At 64.6% G+C, this 21,085-nt stretch carries 27 protein-coding genes, 2 tRNA genes and 1 pseudogene; 16 read left to right on the top strand and 14 right to left on the bottom strand.

What is annotated here, in order from left to right:
- Positions 1 to 56: 56 nt before the first annotated feature.
- Together J7024_RS12785 and J7024_RS12780 are read right to left on the bottom strand one after the other, a co-directional pair.
- Positions 57 to 2,381 (bottom strand): xanthine dehydrogenase family protein molybdopterin-binding subunit, encoded by a 2,325-nt coding sequence (locus J7024_RS12785; protein WP_175858598.1) that lies wholly within the window; start codon positions 2,379 to 2,381, stop codon positions 57 to 59.
- Entirely contained in the window at positions 2,378 to 2,839 is a 462-nt protein-coding gene (locus J7024_RS12780; RefSeq protein WP_124830872.1) for a (2Fe-2S)-binding protein, read from the bottom strand. The genes J7024_RS12785 and J7024_RS12780 overlap by 4 nt, the downstream gene beginning before the upstream one ends.
- A gap of 1,396 nt (positions 2,840 to 4,235) precedes the next feature.
- Here J7024_RS12780 and J7024_RS12775 point away from each other — a divergent pair.
- The 7 genes from J7024_RS12775 (at position 4,236) to J7024_RS12745 (ending at position 7,631) form a co-directional block, all read left to right on the top strand.
- Entirely contained in the window at positions 4,236 to 4,439 is a 204-nt protein-coding gene (locus J7024_RS12775; protein ID WP_124830873.1) for a cold-shock protein, read from the top strand.
- 218 nt (positions 4,440 to 4,657) lie between these two features.
- Positions 4,658 to 4,816, top strand: a complete 159-nt coding sequence (locus J7024_RS12770) for a hypothetical protein (RefSeq protein ID WP_175751197.1) — start codon at positions 4,658 to 4,660, stop codon at positions 4,814 to 4,816.
- A gap of 298 nt (positions 4,817 to 5,114) precedes the next feature.
- Positions 5,115 to 5,399, top strand: a complete 285-nt coding sequence (locus J7024_RS12765; RefSeq protein WP_234745107.1) for a hypothetical protein — start codon at positions 5,115 to 5,117, stop codon at positions 5,397 to 5,399.
- A gap of 47 nt (positions 5,400 to 5,446) precedes the next feature.
- Complete coding sequence (locus J7024_RS12760) at positions 5,447 to 5,656, top strand: hypothetical protein (RefSeq protein WP_124830874.1); 210 nt, start codon at positions 5,447 to 5,449, stop codon at positions 5,654 to 5,656.
- Positions 5,657 to 5,689: 33 nt separating this feature from the next.
- Positions 5,690 to 5,902, top strand: a complete 213-nt coding sequence (gene rpsU / locus J7024_RS12755) for a 30S ribosomal protein S21 (RefSeq protein WP_124830875.1) — start codon at positions 5,690 to 5,692, stop codon at positions 5,900 to 5,902.
- 18 nt (positions 5,903 to 5,920) lie between these two features.
- Entirely contained in the window at positions 5,921 to 6,118 is a 198-nt protein-coding gene (locus J7024_RS12750; protein ID WP_124830880.1) for a hypothetical protein, read from the top strand.
- 1,195 nt (positions 6,119 to 7,313) lie between these two features.
- Complete coding sequence (locus tag J7024_RS12745; protein ID WP_124830877.1) at positions 7,314 to 7,631, top strand: hypothetical protein; 318 nt, start codon at positions 7,314 to 7,316, stop codon at positions 7,629 to 7,631.
- A 54-nt stretch (positions 7,632 to 7,685) separates the two neighbouring features.
- Here the strand turns inward: J7024_RS12745 and J7024_RS12740 are convergent.
- Positions 7,686 to 7,870, bottom strand: a pseudogene (locus J7024_RS12740) (hypothetical protein).
- Here J7024_RS12740 and J7024_RS37325 point away from each other — a divergent pair.
- On the top strand, positions 7,826 to 7,963 hold the full coding sequence (locus tag J7024_RS37325; RefSeq protein ID WP_175751198.1) for a hypothetical protein: 138 nt from the start codon (positions 7,826 to 7,828) through the stop codon (positions 7,961 to 7,963). The pseudogene J7024_RS12740 and the gene J7024_RS37325 sit on opposite strands and share 45 nt — an antisense overlap.
- Positions 7,964 to 8,000: 37 nt before the next feature.
- Positions 8,001 to 8,285 (top strand): hypothetical protein, encoded by a 285-nt coding sequence (locus tag J7024_RS12730; protein ID WP_124830881.1) that lies wholly within the window; start codon positions 8,001 to 8,003, stop codon positions 8,283 to 8,285.
- A 246-nt stretch (positions 8,286 to 8,531) separates the two neighbouring features.
- Here the strand turns inward: J7024_RS12730 and J7024_RS12725 are convergent.
- Both J7024_RS12725 and J7024_RS12720 read right to left on the bottom strand, forming a co-directional pair.
- A tRNA-Arg gene (locus J7024_RS12725) sits at positions 8,532 to 8,608 on the bottom strand.
- A gap of 175 nt (positions 8,609 to 8,783) precedes the next feature.
- Positions 8,784 to 9,614 (bottom strand): undecaprenyl-diphosphate phosphatase, encoded by an 831-nt coding sequence (locus tag J7024_RS12720; protein ID WP_124830984.1) that lies wholly within the window; start codon positions 9,612 to 9,614, stop codon positions 8,784 to 8,786.
- Between the two features lie 482 nt (positions 9,615 to 10,096).
- On the opposite strand from J7024_RS12720, the gene J7024_RS12715 reads away from it, so the two are divergent.
- The 5 genes from J7024_RS12715 (at position 10,097) to J7024_RS12695 (ending at position 15,623) form a co-directional block, all read left to right on the top strand.
- Positions 10,097 to 11,008 (top strand): aldose epimerase family protein, encoded by a 912-nt coding sequence (locus J7024_RS12715; protein ID WP_124830985.1) that lies wholly within the window; start codon positions 10,097 to 10,099, stop codon positions 11,006 to 11,008.
- Between the two features lie 134 nt (positions 11,009 to 11,142).
- Positions 11,143 to 11,835 (top strand): peptidoglycan DD-metalloendopeptidase family protein, encoded by a 693-nt coding sequence (locus J7024_RS12710; RefSeq protein WP_175751199.1) that lies wholly within the window; start codon positions 11,143 to 11,145, stop codon positions 11,833 to 11,835.
- A 366-nt stretch (positions 11,836 to 12,201) separates the two neighbouring features.
- Positions 12,202 to 13,821, top strand: a complete 1,620-nt coding sequence (locus J7024_RS12705; RefSeq protein WP_124830987.1) for an acyl-CoA synthetase — start codon at positions 12,202 to 12,204, stop codon at positions 13,819 to 13,821.
- Between the two features lie 82 nt (positions 13,822 to 13,903).
- Positions 13,904 to 14,230, top strand: coding sequence for a DUF2288 domain-containing protein (locus J7024_RS12700; protein WP_124830988.1), 327 nt, complete (start codon positions 13,904 to 13,906; stop codon positions 14,228 to 14,230).
- Positions 14,231 to 14,240: 10 nt separating this feature from the next.
- Positions 14,241 to 15,623 (top strand): MATE family efflux transporter, encoded by a 1,383-nt coding sequence (locus J7024_RS12695; protein ID WP_175751201.1) that lies wholly within the window; start codon positions 14,241 to 14,243, stop codon positions 15,621 to 15,623.
- A 19-nt stretch (positions 15,624 to 15,642) separates the two neighbouring features.
- On the opposite strand, the gene J7024_RS12690 is transcribed toward J7024_RS12695, so the two are convergent.
- A complete protein-coding gene (locus J7024_RS12690; protein WP_124830990.1) occupies positions 15,643 to 15,822 on the bottom strand; it encodes a hypothetical protein in 180 nt (59 codons plus the stop codon).
- 135 nt (positions 15,823 to 15,957) lie between these two features.
- Here J7024_RS12690 and J7024_RS12685 point away from each other — a divergent pair, with 135 nt between their 5' ends.
- Positions 15,958 to 16,128 (top strand): hypothetical protein, encoded by a 171-nt coding sequence (locus tag J7024_RS12685; protein WP_167357983.1) that lies wholly within the window; start codon positions 15,958 to 15,960, stop codon positions 16,126 to 16,128.
- Positions 16,129 to 16,339: 211 nt separating this feature from the next.
- On the opposite strand, the gene J7024_RS12680 is transcribed toward J7024_RS12685, so the two are convergent.
- Together J7024_RS12680 and sixA are read right to left on the bottom strand one after the other, a co-directional pair.
- Entirely contained in the window at positions 16,340 to 17,146 is an 807-nt protein-coding gene (locus J7024_RS12680) for a GNAT family N-acetyltransferase (protein WP_096502706.1), read from the bottom strand.
- 157 nt (positions 17,147 to 17,303) lie between these two features.
- Positions 17,304 to 17,765 (bottom strand): phosphohistidine phosphatase SixA, encoded by a 462-nt coding sequence (gene sixA, locus J7024_RS12675; RefSeq protein ID WP_124830991.1) that lies wholly within the window; start codon positions 17,763 to 17,765, stop codon positions 17,304 to 17,306.
- Positions 17,766 to 17,927: 162 nt separating this feature from the next.
- On the opposite strand from sixA, the gene J7024_RS12670 reads away from it, so the two are divergent.
- Positions 17,928 to 18,004: transfer RNA gene (locus J7024_RS12670), tRNA-Pro, on the top strand.
- Here the strand turns inward: J7024_RS12670 and J7024_RS37495 are convergent.
- From J7024_RS37495 to J7024_RS12640, 6 genes are all read right to left on the bottom strand, one after another.
- The gene (locus tag J7024_RS37495; RefSeq protein WP_394853761.1) at positions 17,967 to 18,176 is read right to left on the bottom strand and encodes a hypothetical protein; all 210 of its coding nucleotides are present in this window, start codon (positions 18,174 to 18,176) and stop codon (positions 17,967 to 17,969) included. The two genes, J7024_RS12670 and J7024_RS37495, sit on opposite strands and share 38 nt — an antisense overlap.
- A gap of 83 nt (positions 18,177 to 18,259) precedes the next feature.
- The gene (locus tag J7024_RS37320) at positions 18,260 to 19,108 is read right to left on the bottom strand and encodes a patatin-like phospholipase family protein (RefSeq protein WP_207996945.1); all 849 of its coding nucleotides are present in this window, start codon (positions 19,106 to 19,108) and stop codon (positions 18,260 to 18,262) included.
- On the bottom strand, positions 19,105 to 19,536 hold the full coding sequence (locus tag J7024_RS12655; RefSeq protein WP_234745106.1) for a hypothetical protein: 432 nt from the start codon (positions 19,534 to 19,536) through the stop codon (positions 19,105 to 19,107). The genes J7024_RS37320 and J7024_RS12655 overlap by 4 nt, the downstream gene beginning before the upstream one ends.
- A gap of 24 nt (positions 19,537 to 19,560) precedes the next feature.
- Complete coding sequence (locus tag J7024_RS12650) at positions 19,561 to 19,806, bottom strand: hypothetical protein (protein WP_234745105.1); 246 nt, start codon at positions 19,804 to 19,806, stop codon at positions 19,561 to 19,563.
- A gap of 83 nt (positions 19,807 to 19,889) precedes the next feature.
- Positions 19,890 to 20,456: a hypothetical protein gene (locus J7024_RS12645; RefSeq protein ID WP_207996947.1), complete on the bottom strand. Its 567-nt coding sequence runs from the start codon at positions 20,454 to 20,456 to the stop codon at positions 19,890 to 19,892.
- A gap of 58 nt (positions 20,457 to 20,514) precedes the next feature.
- Positions 20,515 to 21,084 (bottom strand): glycoside hydrolase family 19 protein, encoded by a 570-nt coding sequence (locus J7024_RS12640; protein ID WP_105763371.1) that lies wholly within the window; start codon positions 21,082 to 21,084, stop codon positions 20,515 to 20,517.
- Position 21,085: the final 1 nt, after the last annotated feature.

Genomic DNA, 21,085 nt, shown 5'->3' with positions numbered 1-21,085 from the left:
AGCGCCGGAATCCGTTGCGTGCGCCGGACCGTTGCAGTCCGGCGCACGATCGCGCCTCAACCGGCTTTCGACTTCGAAAGCTGGTCCGCGACCGGCAGGCTGCGGATGCGCGTGCCGGTGGCCGCGAAGATGGCGTTGGTCAGCGCCGGCGCGATCGGCGGCAGGCCCGGCTCGCCCACGCCGCCGAGCGGCGTTGCGTAGTCGTCCGGCGCGACCAGGTGCACGCGGATTTCACGCGGCGCCTCGTTCATTCGGAGCACCTGGAAGCCGTTGAAGTTGCTCTGCTCCGGCTGTCCGTCCTTGAACGTGATCTCGCCGTGCAGCGCGAGGCCGAGCCCCATCACCACCGCACCTTCGAGCTGCGAGCACACGCGCTCCGGGTTGACCTGCGGCCCGCAGTCGATCGCAATGTCGACGCGCGGCACGAAAATCGCGCCGGCCGCGCCGACCTGCACTTCGCACACGGCCGCCGTGTACGACGCGAAGCTGCGGTGCGCGGCGAGCCCGAGCCCGTGCCCTTCGGGCAACTTGCGTCCCCAGCCGGCTTCGCGCGCGACCGTTTCAATCACGCGTCGCAACCGCCCGGTATCGACCGGATACAGCGCCGGGTCCTCGCCATAGTTCACGTTCTTCACCGTGATGTGCGGCTCGAAACGTCGCGCGGGGCCGATCAGTTCGAGCAGAAAATCCTTCGGGTCGCGACCGGCCGCGTGCGCGAGTTCCGACACGAAGCTCTGAATCCCGAACGCGTGCGGAATGTTGTACACCGAACGAAACCAGCCGATCCGTGTGTGCGCTTCCGCGGCCGGGTTCTCGATCCGTACGTTCGGGATGGCAAACGGCAGGTCCGCGACGCCTTGCGCGAGTTCGCCCGGCTGCTCGTGCACGACGCCGGCCCTGAACGTCGACTGGATCGACGGCGCGACCGTGCGATGCTGCCACGCGACCACCTTCCCCGCCGCATCGAGGCCGCCGTCGAACACCTCCAGCGACACAGCATGGAAATAGTCGTGCGCGATGTCGTCCTCGCGCGTGAACGTCAGCTTGACCGGCGCACCCGCCGCCTTCGACAACAACGCCGCTTCCACCACGTAGTCCGGCTTCGACTTGCGACCGAAGCCGCCGCCGAGCAGCGTCACGTTGACCGTCACGCACTCGGTCGACAGGCCAAGCGCCTTCGCGATCTCGTCGCGTGTGGTCTGCGGCGCCTGCGTGCAGGTCCATACTTCGCAGCGCCCGCCGGCCACGCGCGCGACGGCGGCCGGCGGCTCCATCGTCGCGTGGGCGAGATGTGGAATGTAGTACGTCGCGCGCACCCGTTTTGTGGCGCTCGCGAGCGCCGTAGCGGCATTGCCATCGTTGCGGATTACGTCGCCCGGCTGCGCGGCGGCCGCCTCGAGCGTCTTGCGGTATGCGACCGAGTCGTAGCCCGCGTTCGGCCCGCGCTTCCAGTCGATCTTCAGTTGCGCGCGCGCCTGAATGGCCGTCCACGTGTCGCGCGCGACCACGGCCACGCCGCCGAGCGGCTGGAAACCGGACGGCAGCGGCGTCGACGCGAGCTGCACGACCTTGACGACACCCGGCAGCTTCTCGGCGGCCGACGCATCGAACGACGCAACCGTATCGCCATACGCGGGCGGGCGCGCGACGACCGCGTACAGCATGCCGTCGAGCCGCGTGTCGATGCCGTAGTGCGCGCGGCCGCCGACGATGTCGCGGCCGTCGATCAATGCCGTCTCGCCCTTGCCGATGTAGCGGAATTCGGCCGGCGCTTTCAATGGCACGGTTTTCGGATCGGGCACCGGCAGTGCGGCGGCTTTCGCGGCCAGTTCGCCGAAACCCAGTGTGCGCCCGCTCTGCGTATCGACGACCTCGTGCACCGTCGCCTTCACCTGACGCGCGTCGACGCCCCACGTCGCCGCGGCAGCCTGCTCGAGCATCGTGCGCGCCGCCGCGCCCGCGCGGCGCAGCGCGGCGAAACTCTGACGCAGGCTGCGCGAACCGTCGGTGTTCTGATTGCCGTAGCGCGGCTCGTCGCCGACTGCCTGCGCGACCCTCACGCGCGCCCAGTCCGCGCCCAGTTCATCGGCGACCACGAGCGCGACGCTCGTGCGCACGCCCTGCCCCATCTCGGAGCGGATGCAGGTCACCGTCACAGTGCCGTCCGGTGCGATCGCAACGAACAGGTGCGGATCGTCGCGCAATCCGTGCGGCATGCCCGTGCCGCCGTACTGCGGATTCGGGCTGACCGGCGGCTGAACCGGTGCGGCCGCGTGCGCGAGCGACGGCAGGCCGAAGGCTAGCAACAGCCCGCCGGATGCGAAGCCGAGCAGCAACGCGCGGCGGCTTTCGTTGTGAACCGAGAGTTCCGGCGCGTTCATGCGGCACCTCCACGGCGCACCGCCAGCCGGATCGCCGCGCGGATCCGCGTATAGGTGCCGCAGCGGCAGATGTTGCCGGACATCGCGTCGTCGATGTCGGCGTCGCTCGGATGAGGATTCGTTTTCAGCAGCGACGCGGCCTGCATGATCTGGCCGGACTGACAGTAGCCGCATTGCGCGACGTTCAGCTCCTGCCACGCTTGCTGCAGCGGATGGGTGAGATCGGTCGACAACCCTTCGATCGTCGTCACGCGCTTGCCGGATGCGACCGCGACCGGCGTGATGCACGAGCGGATCGCCACGCCGTCGAGGTGCACCGTGCACGCGCCGCACAGCGCCATCCCGCAGCCGAACTTGGTGCCCGTGTTGCCGAGCACGTCGCGCAGATACCAGAGCAACGGCATGTCGGGATTGCCGTCGAAATGCTGTTCGCTACCGTTGACGGTCAGCGTGATCATCGTTCATCTCCTGTTTGCGGCGCCGCGTTGCGCGGGCGTCCGGTGGGGATTTGAACGGCGCTGGGCACATTCCGAACGACTAGGGGGGCCTGACGCCGTTTCGTTGCCCGATCGTGAAGGCTCACGATACGATCGGGGCGATGGCGTGAACGGATTCCGCCATCCGGTTACCGGTGCAACGGTTCGGCGCAATGCCCGCAGATTGCACGGCTCGTTCGCGTGGATCGCCGATCGCATTATCAGACGAATTCCGGTTTGTCGTCCGGTCGGGAGGATTCGTGGTTTGGACGATCAGTGCACCGGTTCGCTCGAACCTGTTTGAAGCCGGGCGACGCAGGGATGCTCCGCCCAGGTCGACGGGCAGGCAACCTTTTCGGCGCATGTGTGCCTATGTCCCGGCCGCAATGACGTCCTTTGCACTAGCCATCCTGTCTCGCCAGCGCTGGCGGCAAAACCTCGACTCGATGGATGCGCGACGGGAAAGCATGCAAAGGGGTGACGCTCCGGCGAGCGTTCGGCGTATCCCGTCCAGATGCAGAGTTTCCGCCGATTGGCGGGCATCGTGACTTCCAGCCCTCTGCCTCGCGCCCATCCGCCTCGTTCTCCGGGCAGCTCGTCTCATAGTCCAAGACCGAGAACAAGCACGACGTGCGGCCTGACTTCGCATATCACTTCGTTGAATGCGGCGAGAGACTGTGTGAATTGCATCGGTGTCGGGCGTGCCGTCGAGTCCGGCGAACTGTTGCGCACGAAATTGTAGAAAGATCATCGGCTGATGGAGCCGCTCGGCTATATCCCGGCCGCCGGGGCTGAGGCAAACCACTACAGGCAACTCGGAAATACCGCTGACGAGCCTGCATTAACTTAAACCAACCAGCCTCCACGATTCCCGGCGCGGTTCGGTTCAACCGCCTCGCCACGAACGGCGGGACGCGCCCTTTGCCGACCTTCGGCTCGCCCGAATGCTACAGCAACTTCCCGCCTTGAACGGCCATTCGATGAGCGGTATCGCCTAACAGATAGCATATCGGTGGCCGTGTTGACGTCTTGCAAGTCCAGAAGCTGCCGACACTGGTGAAGTCCTTCTTTCGCCAGCCCGAATGTCAGCATGCCTCTATGTGACATTTCCTTCGGAAATCTTAGTATTTTCCGGCAGTTCGGCAATGCACCGGGCTGCTCCGTAGATTGCTATTGCAGCATGGATCGAAGCCCTCGGTCGAAATCGCTTGACGTACTCCTTGACAGCGCGTAACTTGGGTCGAAGAAGTATTCAAGAAGCGCGATTGCTGCTCATCATCGACCGCGACCCGCGGTATTCGTTGTCCTCTCCCCTCCTTGATTCCTTTCCCCGCGTCCGTTGCGGCGCATATGCACGTTCATTTTCAGGAGATTTAACATGGATACCGGTACCGTCAAATGGTTCAACGACAGCAAAGGCTTCGGCTTTATCACACCCGACAAGGGTGGCGACGACCTGTTCGCTCATTTCTCGGAGATTCGCGGCGACGGCTTCAAGACGCTCGCCGAGGGTCAGAAGGTCAGCTACGAAACCAAGAGCGGCCCCAAGGGTCTGCAGGCTTCGAACATCACCTCGCTTTGAGCGTCGCCAGCCGTCGGCATCCGTCGACGACTGGCAGCCGCAGCGCTTCGAACCACCGCACCAGGTTGTCGTTTCAATCTGAGGCGGTCCCGTCCGTTTGGCATCCGGACGTTGGCTATGCGTGCGTCCGATACGACGCGCGCATGCAATCGCTCGCGATCATCGTTTGAATTGCACGAGGCCCATTCGCAGCATCGCTCTACAGCAGGAGAACCTGCATGACCCGAATTCAACTCCGCGGCAACCAACCCAAGGCGCCCTCCAAAAAAAGCGCCCTGGTGCTGCCGAAGCTCGGCACCGCATTGAACTGGGTGCCGCCCAAGGCGCCGCTTCTCGCGGAGTCTCGCGAGAAGCGACGCTCACCCGTGCCGCAATAGCGAACCGGATGGCCGTCACGCGCGCCGGCAACGGCACCCCTATCGGGTAACGCGATCTCGACACATCGCTACACAGCCGGAATTGAGATGGGCATCCGATGAGCGATTGGCGTATGATCGTCTTGTCCGGGCAGGTATCGATCTTCCGCCTCCTCGCCCTCCATCTGCCCCACTCGCTGCGCCCCCCTTCTCCCGCGCGCGGTTGTTCCCCTCACCCCTCGTCGCGCCACGCAACGGCGATACAGACGGAATGCACTCGTCCACGCGATTCGTGGCAGCCGAATACCAGGAGCTCATCATGAGCCTATGTACCTACCGTGGATTCGAAATCTATCCACTGATTTACCCTCACGTGGCGGTGCCGAACGGCAGCGCGCATAACTACGATGGAGGCTTCGACGCAGCAGTCAAGATTTGTCGTCGCGGAACCGATGACACGCTGACGCAGAGCAAGACTTTCCGGCTTCACGATGGCACGCCGTTCGATACCTCCGGAGACGCACGTCGCGCATCGCTGCGCTATGCCGAGGCCATCATCGACGACAATCGCGAAACACACGGATTCTTTTCGAACGCACTCTGACGCGACTCGCCCTGGCTGTGCGACGTATCGGAAATTTGGAGGGCAAAATGATCATCGACGAGATTCTCGATCTGGTCAGACGATGCAAGGTCACCCCGGACGACACCATCCTGCCCGCTGGAATGGCCGATTCGGCGCTAAGCCATCAACACGAGTTGCAGATGTTCGCGGCGGTTCGCGCGCTTTCGATCCGGGCCGGATATTCGGAGTTCGAGTCCGATGAGATAGCGAGCGCCGTCATGACACGGCTCGGCTAACTTTCTACCCACACGTTCCCAAACAGGATCTACATGACAACTGTCACGCTCAAGGCCAACGAACCGATCGATGTCGCACTCCGTCGATTCCGGCGAGACATCGAAAAAACCGGCCTGATCCGGGAGTTGCGCAGTCGTACCAGCTATGAAAAACCCACGACGGAGCGAAAGCGAAAGAAAGCCAGTGCCGTTGCCCGCCAACGCCTGCGGACGAAACGCCTGATGCCGCCCCGCAAGATGTACTAGGAGGATGCCGTGTACGCCATGCAGACCGAGGAATCTCCGTTTTTCCCGCTGACGAAATGCGAAGTCGATTTCGATCAGCAAAAGAATATGGTGACGCTGCGGCCGAGCTTTTATGCTTTCGGATGCGAGTACACCAGCCGCGGTCTTCTGATCGGACGGGACGATGCCTTCAAGCTGATCGCCGCGATCGAAAAAGCGCTCAGCATCCGGGATTGATCCGAAGGCAGACATACCTGGACATCGACGAGCGGAAGAGACATGCGCATCCAGACAAAGTACGTGGACTTGCTCTATTTCCTCGTTGTCCTGCAACTCGTCAAGAAAAGGCAGACTCTCGAGTGGCTGTCACCGTTTCAGCTCGTCGAATCGCTTCAAGCATGGCTTGCCATCCATCGCGCGAAATGCGAGTGGCGCGACCGGATATGGATAGGTGAGGCCTCGCTTCAGATCGCGAAATCAGTCCGTCCGGTCGGCGCCGCTGCGTGTTCAGAACCACTCGTTGGCATGTCGAAAGCACGCGCGCCACGAGACGCACTCGCTAATCGGGCCAGTCTCCGGATGACGTGCATCCGCTACCTTCGGGAGCATGTCTGACCGCGCTCGCGCAAGCGGCATACGTCCGCGCAGCATGAGCGGTCCTTATCATCGCTCGTGCTTCGCGCCGTACCTGGACAGCCCACGATCAGGAACTCGAACCACGCGCGACAACGAACGCGTCGACCCTCTTCTCAGGACCCCGACCGTCTGCGCCCCGAAAGCGACAGACGACGGTCAGACGATGCGGATCCCACGCTGCGCAGCGCTTCACAGTCGCGGCTAAATTAGGTCGCTACGCAATGGTGGATGCGCGTATGATGGGTTCGTCCGAGCGCATGTTAGCCGTTTGATTGCTCGCCTTACCTCCGCCCCCCCGCTCCCGCACGTATCGCCGCCCCTTTCACGTCACTTGCCCCGCATCTGCGATTGGAAGGGATGAGGCCGCCTTACGATTCGTCGCCACGCGAGTCAGGAATTCGCCACGCGCTCTCGCAGCACAGAGAACCGGGATTTCAAATCATAAATGGAAGGTGGTAATCATGAGCTGGTACTGCAACGTCGAGCTCGAGCTGGCCCATATCAGGAGAGCGATTGGACTGCTTGAGCAAACGCAACATGCCTTCGTCAACAGATCGTCAGTGAACGATCCGGCGTATTGGCGGGCCAGGCTCAAGAAACTGCGTACACAATTCGAGCGAAATCGGGTGCTCGAACTCCAAATGAATGAACTTTTGACTCGCCTGGAGCGAATCCGAGATTCGAGCTTCCGCAGCTAGAAATTTGTTGCGCACGTCCGGGCATTCGATTGCGCGTCAGTGCAGCGATCAGGATCTGCGCTGGCGGCACTAACCTCGCATGACTTGGGAGCAACATCATGATCGACGCTAACCCGAACAGCACCTTTCGGCACCTTCCGCTCACGCTCGAACAGGATTCGGAAATCCGTCACTACATAAAGAGGAAAATGCAAAAAGGCGAACTATGGGACACCGTGGAGCTCACGACGATGCTCCGGGACATGCTCGACCCTCCTCCCAACGACGATGAAGAGCCGGAGGCTGACGTCGAAGAAGCAAAACTGGCCTGCGAGTACGCATTGGCCTCGGTCGACGAAGCGATGGAATCCGTATCCGCAAGTGAAGAGCGACATGCGGCGATGGAGGCCCAGGAGATGAAGCACCTGAGACGGTAACGCTGCGCGATGTTCCGGGTTCATGCCGAAGGCTGCGCTACCGATCTTTTTCCATCAGCCGAACTGAGCAGTCAGCCACACTTCGGGCCATCTGGTCGCATATGCAACCGCGTCGTCACGCGCATCGAAACCGGCGAGATCGTCGCTGGCGCGTAACTCTCACGTTCGCCCACAAGAAACGTGATGATCCTCGCATGAGCGATGTACTCTCCATCAGCCCTGCGTGGTGTTGGATCGATTCGGAACCGTATCGTATTGAAGCGCATTTGAGCCTCACTGTCCGGCTGTCGCCAGCCTGGCTGACACCCGGCACGCTGGCATCGAAAAATTGACCGCATGGCGACGATCACGGACGAAACAGCACCGCTCATGAAAATCAATCGCAGCTCGATACCGTATTACCTGGTCCTTCGCGGCGGCTGGTCACCCTATGTGTTGAATGTGGAACGTCTAGTTCTTCGTCGTGACGCCAGTCCGCTGCTGCGTGCTTTTGCGCGGACGCACGGAAATTTTGCAAGTATTGAAGGCGTCGTATGGAATGTCTTCTCCACCGCCGAAGGTCTTTCAGCGATCGAGCGTCGGGAGACGCGATTCTATGCACTAGTCAAAGGCACTGAGACCGAGCACCAGTTGCAATTGCTGATGACGCTCTGACGTCAATCCGCACCCCCTTCGCACTGAATTCGATGATGCCTGTGGCGTCTTCTGTTGCGTCGCCCCTCACCCCGCTCTGTTTACCGCCGACGGCAGATCCGGCTTGCTCAAACATCGCTCTCGAGCATGCCGCTGACATGGATTAATTTGGATCTGCTTTGACCGCGAACACCTACACGATACCTACATGAAATTCTTGAGGATCGGGGATGGGCTTCGAAACACAAGCTAACGCATTGATCTGACTGGCCCGCCCTACACGATTCGAACGTGTGACCTACGGCTTAGAAGGCCGTTGCTCTATCCAACTGAGCTAAGGGCGGTCAAGGAAAAAGACACGGCACACGGACCCGGGCCGCATTTGCCGCACAAGGCTTCGAACGCCACCACAACCACTACCGGTGCGAAGCCCCGAAACAAAACGGGCCCGGCATGAAGCCGAGCCCGAAATTATACCCGATCATCGCGCCATATCACGCGCGAGCGGCGCTGCAACCGTCAAACCGGCTGCGCGTGCAGCATGAACCACCCGAGACAGAACACCCCGGCGATCACGCAATACACGCCGAACGACGCCAGTCGCCCGCGACCTTCGAAATAGCGCATCAGGAACCGCACGCTCAGATAAGCGGCGATCGCCGTCAGCACGCCGCCGAGCAGCGCGTCCGCGAGCTGGCCATGCGCATGGAACAGCTTCGGCAGTTCGAGCACGCCCGCCGCGAAAATGATCGGCGTGCCGAGCAGGAACGAAAACTCCGCGGCTTTCTCGGCCGTCAGCCCCGCCGCATTGCCGGCGATCATCGTCAGCCCGCTGCGCGAGAACCCCGGAATCAGCGCGCCCACCTGCGCGAGACCCACGAAGAACGCCTGCTTGAACGTCATCTTCTCGGGCGGCTGATGCGCGCGGCTGCGCTGGATGCGGTCGCCGATCCACAGCAGCACGCCGTTCACGATCAGCGCGATCGCGACGATGCGCAGGTCGTGGAACACACGCTCGAGGCGCTTCTCCAGCAGCAGACCGACAATCCCGGTCGGAATCGTGCCGACGATCAGCGCCCACATCAGGTGCCCGTCGTCGTTCTTGCGGCCACCGAGTTGCGCGAAGAAACCGCTGATCAGCGCGATCCAGCGCGCACGGAAATACCACAGCAGCGCGAGCGCGGTGCCCAGGTGCAGCGCAACCAGGAACGGCAGCAACTGCGGCGCGTGCTTGTCGATGTGCATGCCGAACAGCGCCGGCACGAGCAGCGTGTGGCCGAGGCTGCTGACGGGGAACAGTTCGGTGACGCCCTGCAGGACGCTCAGGAATACCAGAAACCAGAGACTCACGCGTCGGTCCTCTTAGTAGTGATCAATCGGGAAGAAAAGCGGACGACGCAGTGCGCGTCCGAAAAAATGCGCCCCGATTATGCCGAGCCAGGATTACCGCGCCAAGGCATTTGGCTGGATATTGCGGCAATGCACACAAACGCTTGCAATTTGTAAGCACATGGAAAGCAAAAGGCCCGCCATTTGCATGGCGGGCCTTGCGAATCCGGAACAACTTGCCGTCAGCGGCCGAGCTGGTAGAAAAATAGTACCGTGCTGCCGGTGAACATGCCGAACAGTGCGATTCCCATTGCCATTGCCAGATCCATGGCGCCTCCAGAAGTGTCATGACCCGGCAACATCACCGGTTTACAGGCATTATCCAGACCGTCGGCAATCTGAAAAACTCGCGATTTCCCGAGAAGGGTTTTCCCCGACCGCCTCGCGGCCGATAATGGAGCGCGCCGTTGCGCACCCCGCCCACCCGTTCATTCCGATTCGCCATGCCGATCTTCCAGCAGCACGACATTCATGAACTTCACGCCGGCCCGTCGCTCGTTCGGGTCGCCCCGCAATTCGGCGGCCGCCTGCTGTCGTGGCACGTCGACGGCGAACCGGTCATCTTCTGGCCGGAAACCGCCGACTGGCGCAACCTCGCACGGGTGCGCGGCGGCAACCCGCTGCTGTTCCCGTTCCTCGGCCGTCACCGCGTCGACGGCGAACTCGGCCGCTGGCGCGATGCCGCCGGCGTGGTCCGCGACCTGCCGATGCACGGCTTCGCGCGCGACCTGCCGTTCGCAGCACAACCGTCGGCCGACGGCGCCGCGCTATCGATGACACTCGATGCGAACGACGCGCTGCATGCAAGCTATCCGTTCGATTTCCGCTTCGAAGCGACCTACCGGCTCGCCGACGCACACACGCTCGACGTCGCGCTCACGACGACCAATCGCGGCGACACGCCGCTGCCGTACTACGCCGGCCACCACTTCTATTTCGCGCTGCCGCACGGCGAACGCGACGAAACCACGCTCGAGCTGCCGCCGACGCGCCGCTGCCTGCAGCAAGCAGACGGCTCGATCAGCGCCCCCGAGCCCGGCGCAGCCTCGTACAGCCTCGGCGATCCGGACATCCTCGATCGCTTCCATTGCCTCGACGGCGCGTCGTCCACGCCGGTACGCATCGTGATGCCGGGCCGCCGCCGCACGATCGAGATCGCGCTCGACGTGCCGGGCTCGATCCCGTGGTACGCGGTCACGAGCTGGACGGAAAAGCCGGAATCGGACTTCTACTGCGTCGAGCCGTGGCTCGGCCTGCCGGACGCGATTCACAACGGCCTCGGGCTGCGCATGCTCGCCCCGGGCGCGTCCGAAACGGCCGCGTTGCGCATTCGCGTGCTGCCGCTCGCCGACTGACATCGCGCGCCTGACCGGTGGTGCGCGACGCCACCGCCCCGGCCCGAAACTGCGGTGCGCGGGTCGAACCCGTTAAAATCGGACGTTTTGTGTTGCCTGCCGCGTCGCGCGCGGCAGGGTTTTTGCGAGGTTCAATGTTCGGAACAACAACGAAGCGGCTCTGCGCGGCCGCCTGCGCCGCACTGCTCGTCGCGTGCGGCTCCGCCCCCGTCGGCCCGGGGTTCTATCGCGTCGAACGCGGCGACACGCTGTACAAGATCGCGCGCGAGAACCGCACGTCGATGCAGAACATCGTGCGCTGGAACCAGATCACGAACCCGGACGCGATCGAGGTCGGTCAGGTGCTGCGCGTCGCACCGCCACCCGGCACGACGACCGCGTCGACCACCGGCACGGGCAGCGCGGGCCGCAGCCGCCCCGCGCCTTCCGCGCCGGTCGAATCGGCGGTCAAGCCGGCCACGAGCATCGCGCTGATCTGGCCGGCCGCCGGCAACGTGGTGCGCAGCTTCGACGGCGCGAACTCCAAGGGCATCGATATCGCGAACTCGGCGGGCACGCCGGTGATGGCCGCGGCACCCGGCGTGGTCGTCTACGCGGGCAACGGCTTGCGCGGCTACGGCAACCTGATCATCCTCAAGCACAACTCGGACTACCTGACGGCTTACGCGCACAACCGCGCGCTGCTCGTGAAGGAAGGACAGTCGGTCACGCAGGGGCAGACGATCGCGGAGATGGGCAACAGCGACAGCGATCGCGTCGCGCTGCACTTCGAGCTGCGCTACGGCGGCCGCTCGATCGATCCGGCACGCTACCTGCCGTCTCGCTGAGCACGCGACAGACGACATGCGGTGCCGGCTCGCATCGCGTGTCGTCGCAACAGATCGGAAAGGTCGTGTCAGCGCCGGCGCAAACGGCCGGTGAAACGGCCGGACAGCGGATCGACGCGGCTGGCGAACACCACCAGCGCACCGATTCCGAACAGGCTGAACCCCGCAGCTATCAGAAGCAAATCCATGGTCACATTACTGTTTTGTCGTGATCTTATGCGTCATTGTGGAATCGTGCACTGAACAGCCCCCGTCGCACGAGTCCGAACATTCCCTATCTATCAGACGCCATTGTGGCTTCGATCGCGTGAAATGCCGATGTAACTCATCGACGCAATCCGACGATCGATGCAGAGGAGACATGTGATGCTGCCCGCCGCCGACCGCTACGAAGACCTGCTGTCCCGCTTCGCGTGGGACGTTCCGGCCCGCTACAACATCGGCGTGGAAGTCTGCGACAAGTGGGCCGACGGCAGCGGACGGCTCGCGCTGATCCACGAAACGGCGCAAGGCAACGTGTCGCGCATCACGTTCGACGACCTGAGGAATGCTTCTAACCGGCTCGCGAACAGCTTCGCGCGCGCGGGCCTGCGACGCGGCGACCGGATCGGCATCTTCCTCGCGCAGGGTCTCGAGACGGCCGTCGCCCACCTCGCCGCCTACAAGCTCGGCGCGATCGCGGTGCCGCTGTTCACGCTGTTCGGCGTCGATGCACTCGAATACCGGCTGGCGAACAGCGAAGCCGCCGCGCTCGTCACCGACGCGGCCGGCTACGCGAAGATCGCGCCGCTGCGCGCACAACTGCCGGCACTGCACACATGCTACTGCATCGGCGACGATGCGCCCGACGCGCCGGGCGTGCTGCGCTACGACGCAGCACTCGCAGCCGAATCGCCCGATTTCGTGCCGGCGGACACCGCCGCCGACGATCCGGCGGTGATCATCTACACGTCCGGAACAACCGGCAAGCCGAAAGGCGCGCTGCACGCGCATCGTGTACTGCTCGGCCACCTGCCCGGCGTCGAGATGTCGCAGCAATGTTTTCCGCGCGACGCGCGCCTGTTCTGGACGCCCGCCGACTGGGCATGGATCGGCGGCCTGCTCGACGTGCTGCTGCCGTCATGGCATCACGGCGTGCCCGTACTTGCGCGCCGCTTCGAGAAATTCGACGGCGAGGCCGCGTTCGCTCTGATGGCGCGGCACGGCGTGACCCACGCATTCCTGCCGCCCACCGCACTGAAGCTGATGCGCGCGGTGCCGGCGCCGCGCGAGCGCTACGCGCTATCGCTGAAATCCGTCGCGAGCGGCGGGGAATCGCTCGGCACCGAGCTGACGGCGTGGGGACGCGAGGCGCTGGGCGTCACGATCAACGAGTTCTACGGGCAAACCGAATGCAACATGGTCCTGTCGTCATGCGCAGCGCTGTTCGACGCGCAGCCCGGTGCGATCGGCAAGGCCGTGCCCGGCCACATGGTCGCGATCGTCGACGAACACGGCACGCCGCTGCCGCCGGGCGTCGAGGGGCGCATCGCGGTACGCCGCCCCGATCCGGTGATGTTCCTCGAGTACTGGCGCAATCCGGACGCGACGCGCGACAAGTTCGCGGGCGACTACCTGCTCACGGGCGACACCGGCACGATCGACGCCGACGGGTTCATACGCTTCGTCGGCCGCGACGACGACGTGATCACGAGCGCCGGTTACCGGATCGGCCCGGGGCCGATCGAGGACTGCCTGCTCACGCATCCGGCGGTTCGAATGGCGGCCGTGGTCGGCGTGCCCGATGCGACGCGCACCGAGATCGTCAAGGCGTTCGTCGTGCTGAACCCCGGCCATGTCGGCGACGACGCGCTGGTCCAGGCGCTGCAGGCACACGTGCGTACGCGCCTGGCCGCGCACGAGTACCCGCGCGCCATCGCGTTCGTCGACGGCCTGCCGATGACCGCGACCGGCAAGATCGTGCGCCGCGCGCTGCGCGACGCATGAGCGGCCCGCGGGCGGCCGGGCATCCGGCCGGCCGCCCGGATGGTTTATAGTGGCGCCACGCAGTCTTTCCAACGAACAACCGATGTCCTCCCACCAACACGATTCCGCCGCGGGTGCGTCGCACAGCCCGCTCTACGCCAAACTCCTCGGCGAAACCGCCAAGATCGACTGGTGCGATCTCGAACGCTTCTTCGCACAGGGCAAGCTGCTGTCGGTCGCGGGCGACCTCGATCTCGTCAGCGTCGCGGAAGCGATTGCCGACGACGCTTCGGAACAGGTCACGCGCTGGCTGTCCGCCGGCCTCGTCGCACGCATGCCGGCGGAAACCGCCGCCGACTACGCGGCGCGCAATCCGGAGTTGTGGGCGGTCGTCGTGTCGCCATGGGTATGCGTGCAGGAACGCGCCTGACGCGTCCGCCATGTCCGAATCCGCATTACCGCACGGGGCCGGCACCGGGCCGGTTGCCGGGTCTGTTGCCGTCTCGCACCGTCGCGTCCTCGCGCTCGCCTTCCCGATCGTCCTGGCGAACCTGACCCAGCCGATTCTCGGCGCGGTCGACACGGCAGTCGCCGGCCATCTCGACGGTGCGCAATATCTCGGCGGCGTCGCGCTCGGCGGGCTGTTCTTCAACTTCGTGTTCTGGGGCTTCGGCTTCCTGCGCATGGGCACGACGGGCCTCGTCGCGCAGGCGCACGGCGCCGGCGACGCCGCCGGCATCCGCCTGAACGTGCTGCGCGCGCTGATCGTCGCGTTCGCGCTCGGCGCGGCCGTGCTCGCGCTGCAAGTGCCGCTGCTGTCGTTCGCGTTGACCGCACTGGGCGGCAGCGACGCGGTTCGCGCGACGGCCCTCGCGTACGGTCACGCCCGCATCTGGAGCGCCCCGTTCGCGCTCGCGAACTACGTCGTGCTCGGTTATCTGCTCGGCGTGCAGCGCGTGCGGCTCGCGCTCGTCGCACAGGTCTTCATCAACGCGGTAAACATCGGCGCGGTGCTGCTGTACGTGTACGGCTTCGACTGGGGTATCAGCGGAATCGGCGCGGCGACCGCCACCGCGGACGCCTGCGGCTTCGCGCTCGGTGCCTGGATGTTGTGGCGGCTGCGGCCGCGCGGGCTGGCGCCGCTCGCCGCGCGTGAACTGGTCGACCGCGCGGCGCTCACGCGACTGATCGTGCTCAATCGCGATATCTTCCTGCGCACGCTGTGCCTGCTCGGCGCGTTCGGCTGGTTCGCCCACCTCGGCGCGAAACAGGGCGATGCGACGCTCGCCGCCAACGCACTGCTGTTGAATTTCCAGACCTTCATGGCGTACGGGCTCGACGGCTTCGCGCACGCGGCCGAAGCGCTCGTCGGCGCGGCTGCGGGTGCGCGCGATCGCACCGCATTCCGGCAGGCCGTGCGTGTCACGCTGCTGTGGTCCGTGCTCGGCGCGCTGCTGTTCGCACTGGTCTATTGGGCGGCCGGCGGCTGGATCGTCGCGCAGCTGACCGATCAGGCCGGGATCCGCGCGGTCGCGCTGCAATACCTGCCGTGGGCAGCGATCTCGCCGATCGTATCCGTGTGGGGATTCCTGCTCGACGGCGTGTTCATCGGCGCGACGCAGACGCAATCGCTGATGCGCGCGATGATCGCGTCGTTCGCGATCTTCATTGCCGCCACGCTGGCCGCCGTCGGCCCGTTCGGCAATCACGGGCTGTGGTTCGCACTGCTGCTCTTCATGGTCGCGCGCGGCGCGACGCTCGCACGCTACCTGCCCGCGCTGATGCGCCGGATCGGCGCCGACGCACCTGCTGCCGGCGCGTGACGCGCCGCGCCGCCGACCGTTATTTCGCGGGGGGCGCCGAACCCGGCTCGCCAAGCATCGACGGCGGCGTCATGTCGGTCGGCACGCCGTGATAGTCGGCCGGGTCTTGCGGCGGATGGCCGCGACGGGCGTCACGGGGATCGCTGCTGCAGCCGGCAAGAATGGATGCGGCCAGCACGGCGAGCATGAAACGGGTCATCGAAAACGCTCCGGAAAACGGCGCGCCCATCGCGCGCCAGAACCGGGCCGAGTCTAGCGGAATTCCGGGTTAGAGGTCGTCCCGCACATGTTCTACCATGTACGCATGGCGCTGTGCCGTTGAAAGGAGGCTGCCATGACGTCTGAAGAAATCGCTGGCCTGATCGGCCTGTTCATCGGCCTGATGGTGCTCGTCGCCCTGTCCTACTTCGAGTCGCGCGAATACAAGCGCAGCCATGGGGGCGAAGGGATGATCCATCACTGGATGGCGGAACACCATCTGCTCGACTGGCGGCGCAAGCACTAGCAAGCCGCGCCGTCGTACGGGCCGCCGCACGTGCGGCCCGCCTGCTGACGCACCCGCCCGGGCGCGCTGGAGAGCGGCGTACCGCCCGAATTAACGGGGTTCGATACCGTGGCATCGTCCGAATGGCCGAACGCCGTCGCGTGGCAGACGGCCGGGCGGCGGCGTTCGCTTGCGCGCGCCCATGGCGGGCGCCCCGCGATCCGGAGGATGCTCAGCCCAGGAAGTGCCGGGCGTAGCGTGCGTTGATGTCCGACAGACGGAACAGCGTGAGGAAATCGGCGCAATTGAAGTCGGGATCCCAGGCCGGAGCGCCACAAATCTTCGCGCCGAGGCGCAGATAGCCCTTGATCAGCGGCGGCGGCGCGACGACCGTGCCCGTCTGCAGTTCGTCGACCGGCAACGCCGTATGCGGGAACGCGCGGTATTCCGGCGCCGTCAGCGAACCGGCCGACAACGACTGATACAGGTTCGCCGCATAGTGGCCGCCATCGGCCATCGACACGCTCGCGCAGCCGAGCATCGTCTCGTAGCCGTTCTGCATCATGTAGGCGCCGAGACCGCCCCACAGCGCCATGATCACGGCGCCGCTGCGGTAGTCGCTGTGCACGCACGAGCGACCGACCTCGACCATCTTGCCGCGCAGGTGCGTGAGGCGCGACAGATCGAATTCGCCTTCCGCGTACAGACGGCCGACACGCGCGGCCTGGTGCGGCGGCAGCACGCGGTACGTGCCGACGACCTTCAGCGTATCGAGATCGCGCACCAGCAGGTGGTCGCAATAGGCATCGAACGGATCCACGTCGAGACCGGACGGTCCGCTGACCTGCGCGCCCATCTCTTCGGCGAACACGCTGTAACGCAGACGCTGGGCTTCGCGCAATTCATCTTCGGTGCGCGCCCAGGCGGCGCGCAGACGGTATTCGGATGTGACGGTTTCAGCAGCGCGCGGCAGGTGGCGCCGCGTCGTGTCGAGGGGAAGCGAGGCAAAAGGGAGCGTAGGCGTCGGCAGTTCTCGCATTAGGCTTTCCTGGTCGTAAGGAAGAGGACGACATGCCAGCAATGTAGTAATCAGCCGTTACCGTTCTGTGGCACGACCGTGTCCTTTCAATGACGTGTCGCCGAACTGACTTTAGCAGAAAGCTTGCGAAACCGTATGACGAATGCCTTCAACCCCTTTACACGAGGTCCGGAGTCAACACCGCGCGCAGTACAGCCTGACGGCTGCCGTCGCGCGTGCGGCTCGCGAGCCATACGATGCCGCCCTTTTTGACGCTCCAGCTGTCGTCGCTACCCGCGATCAGCTGCGCGGCGACGCTGCCGAGCGTCGGCTGATGGCCGACGATCACGACCGTCGGCGCGATGCCGTCCGGCCAGCCGGCCGCCGTGAGCACGTCGTCGACGCTGCCGCCCGGCGCGAGCGAATCGATCGTGCGGTACTGGTCGGTCAGCGCCTCGACCGTCTGCACCGTGCGTGCCGCCGGGCTCGCGAGGATCATGCTGCTCGATTCGAGCCGGCTGCGCAGCCATTTGGCCATGGCCTGCGCTTCCTTGCGCCCGCGGGCGGTCAACTGGCGCGCGACGTCGCTTGCCGCGTAGTCTTCGGCTTCGGCGTGACGCCACAGGATCAGGTTCATCATGATTTCCTCCATGCGTTGGCGACGATCCGGCCACACGTACGTGCCCCGCGATCGCCATGCAAATTGTCGCCAATCGCGGCCGGTTCGGGGTCACGCACATCGCATCATATGCATAACGTGATTGACTCCGTCACCGATTAGACGATATGATCTTTGGCTCGTCGGAGCGTAGCGCAGCCTGGTAGCGCATCTGATTTGGGATCAGAGGGTCGTAGGTTCGAATCCTATCGCTCCGACCACGAACACCCCCGCCGCATAACGGTTTGCGGCCGGTTCGCAAAACCGCCGCAAACCGTCTCCAAATTTAAAAATCCCCCTTCTCCAAAAATTTGCCGTCGGCGCGCCGTCTGCATGACCCGACTTATCGATCTGACGCTGCATCGCGCGCGCAGCCTCGACGTTCGACGTCATGAGCCATTTCTCCCGGTCATTAAGGTGCAGGATCACGACCGACCGCTTTTCGGCTCCGGTCCGGTGCGGCGCAGTCGTCGCGGCTAGGCCGTGACGCCTCGCGAGGTGGCCTGGCTGAAGGCTGCGGACGACTGAAGGGATTGAAGTGCTGCCGTGGTCACGTCGTAGCCGTCGTCGTATAGCCGTTGCCGCGTCGAGAGCGCCATGTGCCGATCGAACGAACTGGCATATCCAGTCGGCACGCGGACGATAGTGGCACCGTTGACCACGTCGAGCTCGAGCCTCGAGCGAAGCGATGCCGCGAGCATGAGGTCGATGATGCGCGGTGCAAGCGTCGCGAGCCCATAGGATGCAGGCGGCAGCGGATCGTCGTCTGACGCGAGATAGATGCCGACCCGCGGCACCGCGTCGACAGTCAGATCGCTCACGGGCATGTTGTCGCAGGTCCCGCCATCCACCATCAAACCGCCGGCGACGGCCACAGGTGCAAATACGATCGGTATCGAAGCGCTCGCGCGCGCCGCGAGCGCGACCGGGACATCGGGGGTTGCAGCCTTCGAGAACTGAAACTCCTGCTCCGTCAGCAGATCAGCCGCGATGACCTTCAGGTCTACATCGATTTCTGCGAACGTCTTGCCCTTCGTCATGGTCCCGAGGTAATCCAGCAGCGCGTCGCCACTGCATAGCGCCTGATGGCGGAGCAGCGCCCACGGCGAAAAGCGCATCATGCGCGACCAGTCCAGTTCCATCAGCATCTGTCGCATAACGTCCAGCTGCATACCGCTCGCGTACAGGCTCGCGACGATCGAACCTCCGGATGTGCCAGCGAGCTCCACGATCGTGTAACCGGCATCGACGATCGCCTGCAGCGCGCCGAGATGCGCGCCGAGGCGAAAGCCGCTGCCGCTCAGTGCGACGCGGATCGGCTTCACTGAATCGCGCTCCCCGCGAGCGGCGACGAGGCGGCCGGCACCGTCGTGACGGCCGGCGGGAAGGCCACGTCGATCATGCCTTTGATCGTGCCGATCGCCAGCACCGCCTTGACCTGATCGGCTTGCGACAGGTTGGACGTCTTGACGATCGAGAGAAGCAACGGCGCGACAGCCGACGAGATCGATTGAACGTTCACCTGCGTGACCGTGGCGCCGGCAGCGCACGCGGCATCGACGTCCGGCGCGATCTTTTCATTCAGTGTGACCCCAGCGCCGCCGGTGAATATGCCGGCCTGCGAGAGCGTCCCGATTTCGGACTGAAGCAGCGGGCAGACCTTCGCCGCAACCTGCGCCGGCGTCTGCACGGAAAGCGACGAGCACGCGCCGAGCAGCGCGATGGACGCGGCAATGCCTGCCGCAAGCAGCATCGAAAAACGCTTCATGGAAGTTCCTTACTTGAGGGTCTTGAGCGCCGTCACCGCGGCGGAAGTTGCCGCGCCGACGACATCGGACGCCGCAGATGCGGCGGTGGCTTGCCCTGCGAACGCTTCAACATCGGTTTCGCGGAGCGAGATGGAATAGCTGTTGTCCGATTCGTGCGTGAACGTCGCCTCGACGGTGGCCATCTGCTTGCCGTTCCAGACGCGCAGCACGCAACAGCCGGTGGGAATGCCGGACGAATCGGTAAGCGGCGACACTTCGTAGCGCGCGATGCCGGCGTAGCGGAGCGAATCGCAACCGGCCAGCGCGAGGCATATCGCACCGAGCACTAGGGCGCGCATCACAGCGCGCCCTGCGCAGGTGCCTGAGCGACGGGCGCCGGAGGTGGCGGCAAATCGCCTTTGACCGGCTGGTATCCAGCGATCGGATCGGCAGGTGTTTGTCCGACCGCACTCGCTGCGGAGCTGGCGTCGGAGCTCGCATCGTCCGGTACCCGCGCATCAGCCGATGCGCCGGCGCGGCCGCCACTCGGATCCGAGCCGAGCGCAACATTGACCGCCGAACTGATGGGAGTGAACGTGCGCACCGGCAGAGGCACGATCCCCTTGGCCTGGTAAATGCCGAGGCCCGCGAGGGTGTACCCGATGGCATCGATCAATCCCGCGGCCGGCGCCAGGTGCACGACAACCAGTGCGAGCCACGCTCCGAACAGCATCAGCCCCGAAACGAACTTCAGCCCCAACTGCCCGTCTGCCGCTGCGGCGTGATAGATGCCGAGGCCAACCAGAGCGTAGCCAATGGCATCGATCAAGGGCGCAGGCGGGGCGATCTGCGCGAGCACGAGGCCGAGCCAAGCACCGAACAGCAAGACGCCGGCGGCGAACTTCATCCAAGTTGCACGAGTCATGAGGGAATCTCCAAGATGAGCCGCAATGCGGCGAGAAACGGCGCGATTGCGCCGGTCGTTATGCGGGGACGCCGAGCGCCGCCTTGCATGTCTTCCAGAGCGCTTGGCGGTCGAGCATCCCGTTCGGCGTTGCGGCCGATCGAGGATTGCCGAGGTTGATCGCGCGGCTGATCGACAGGAAATCGCCGGCGTCAGCGAAGGCGTTCAGGGCGTTGTCAGTCCAGAATTGAGCCGACGCTAGTGCCGCAATGCTCGGCTGCGTGATCAGATCCGGGTTGCCTTCGAGATCGACGCCGATCTTCTGCCCCATCACGCGGAAGTTGTAACGACCGGTGATGCCGATCAGGCCACCGGCGCGGTACCGGAAGCCATCGCCGGGTTGCGTGTTGCCCAGCGCTTTCGCCTTGGCGGTCGGCGGCTCGTACGAGAGCTGTGTTTGCGTCGGCCCCCAGATCTCGCGTAGCCACTGAAAGCGGCCCGATTCGTGCCCGCACTGGGCGAGAAAGGCAGCCTGCCGAGCTGGAGAATCGATCCCGTACAGCGCCATGGCCGCCGACAGAGGATCCGCCCACGACGATGCCCGTGCGAGCGGGATCTGCAGTGCCGCAGAGAGGATTTGGGGGGTCATG

The sequence above is a fragment of the Burkholderia sp. WTPI3 genome (genome assembly GCF_021483755.1).
Taxonomy (GTDB): Bacteria; Pseudomonadota; Gammaproteobacteria; order Burkholderiales; family Burkholderiaceae; genus Burkholderia.
This window is presented reverse-complemented; position numbering and strand designations above follow the sequence as displayed.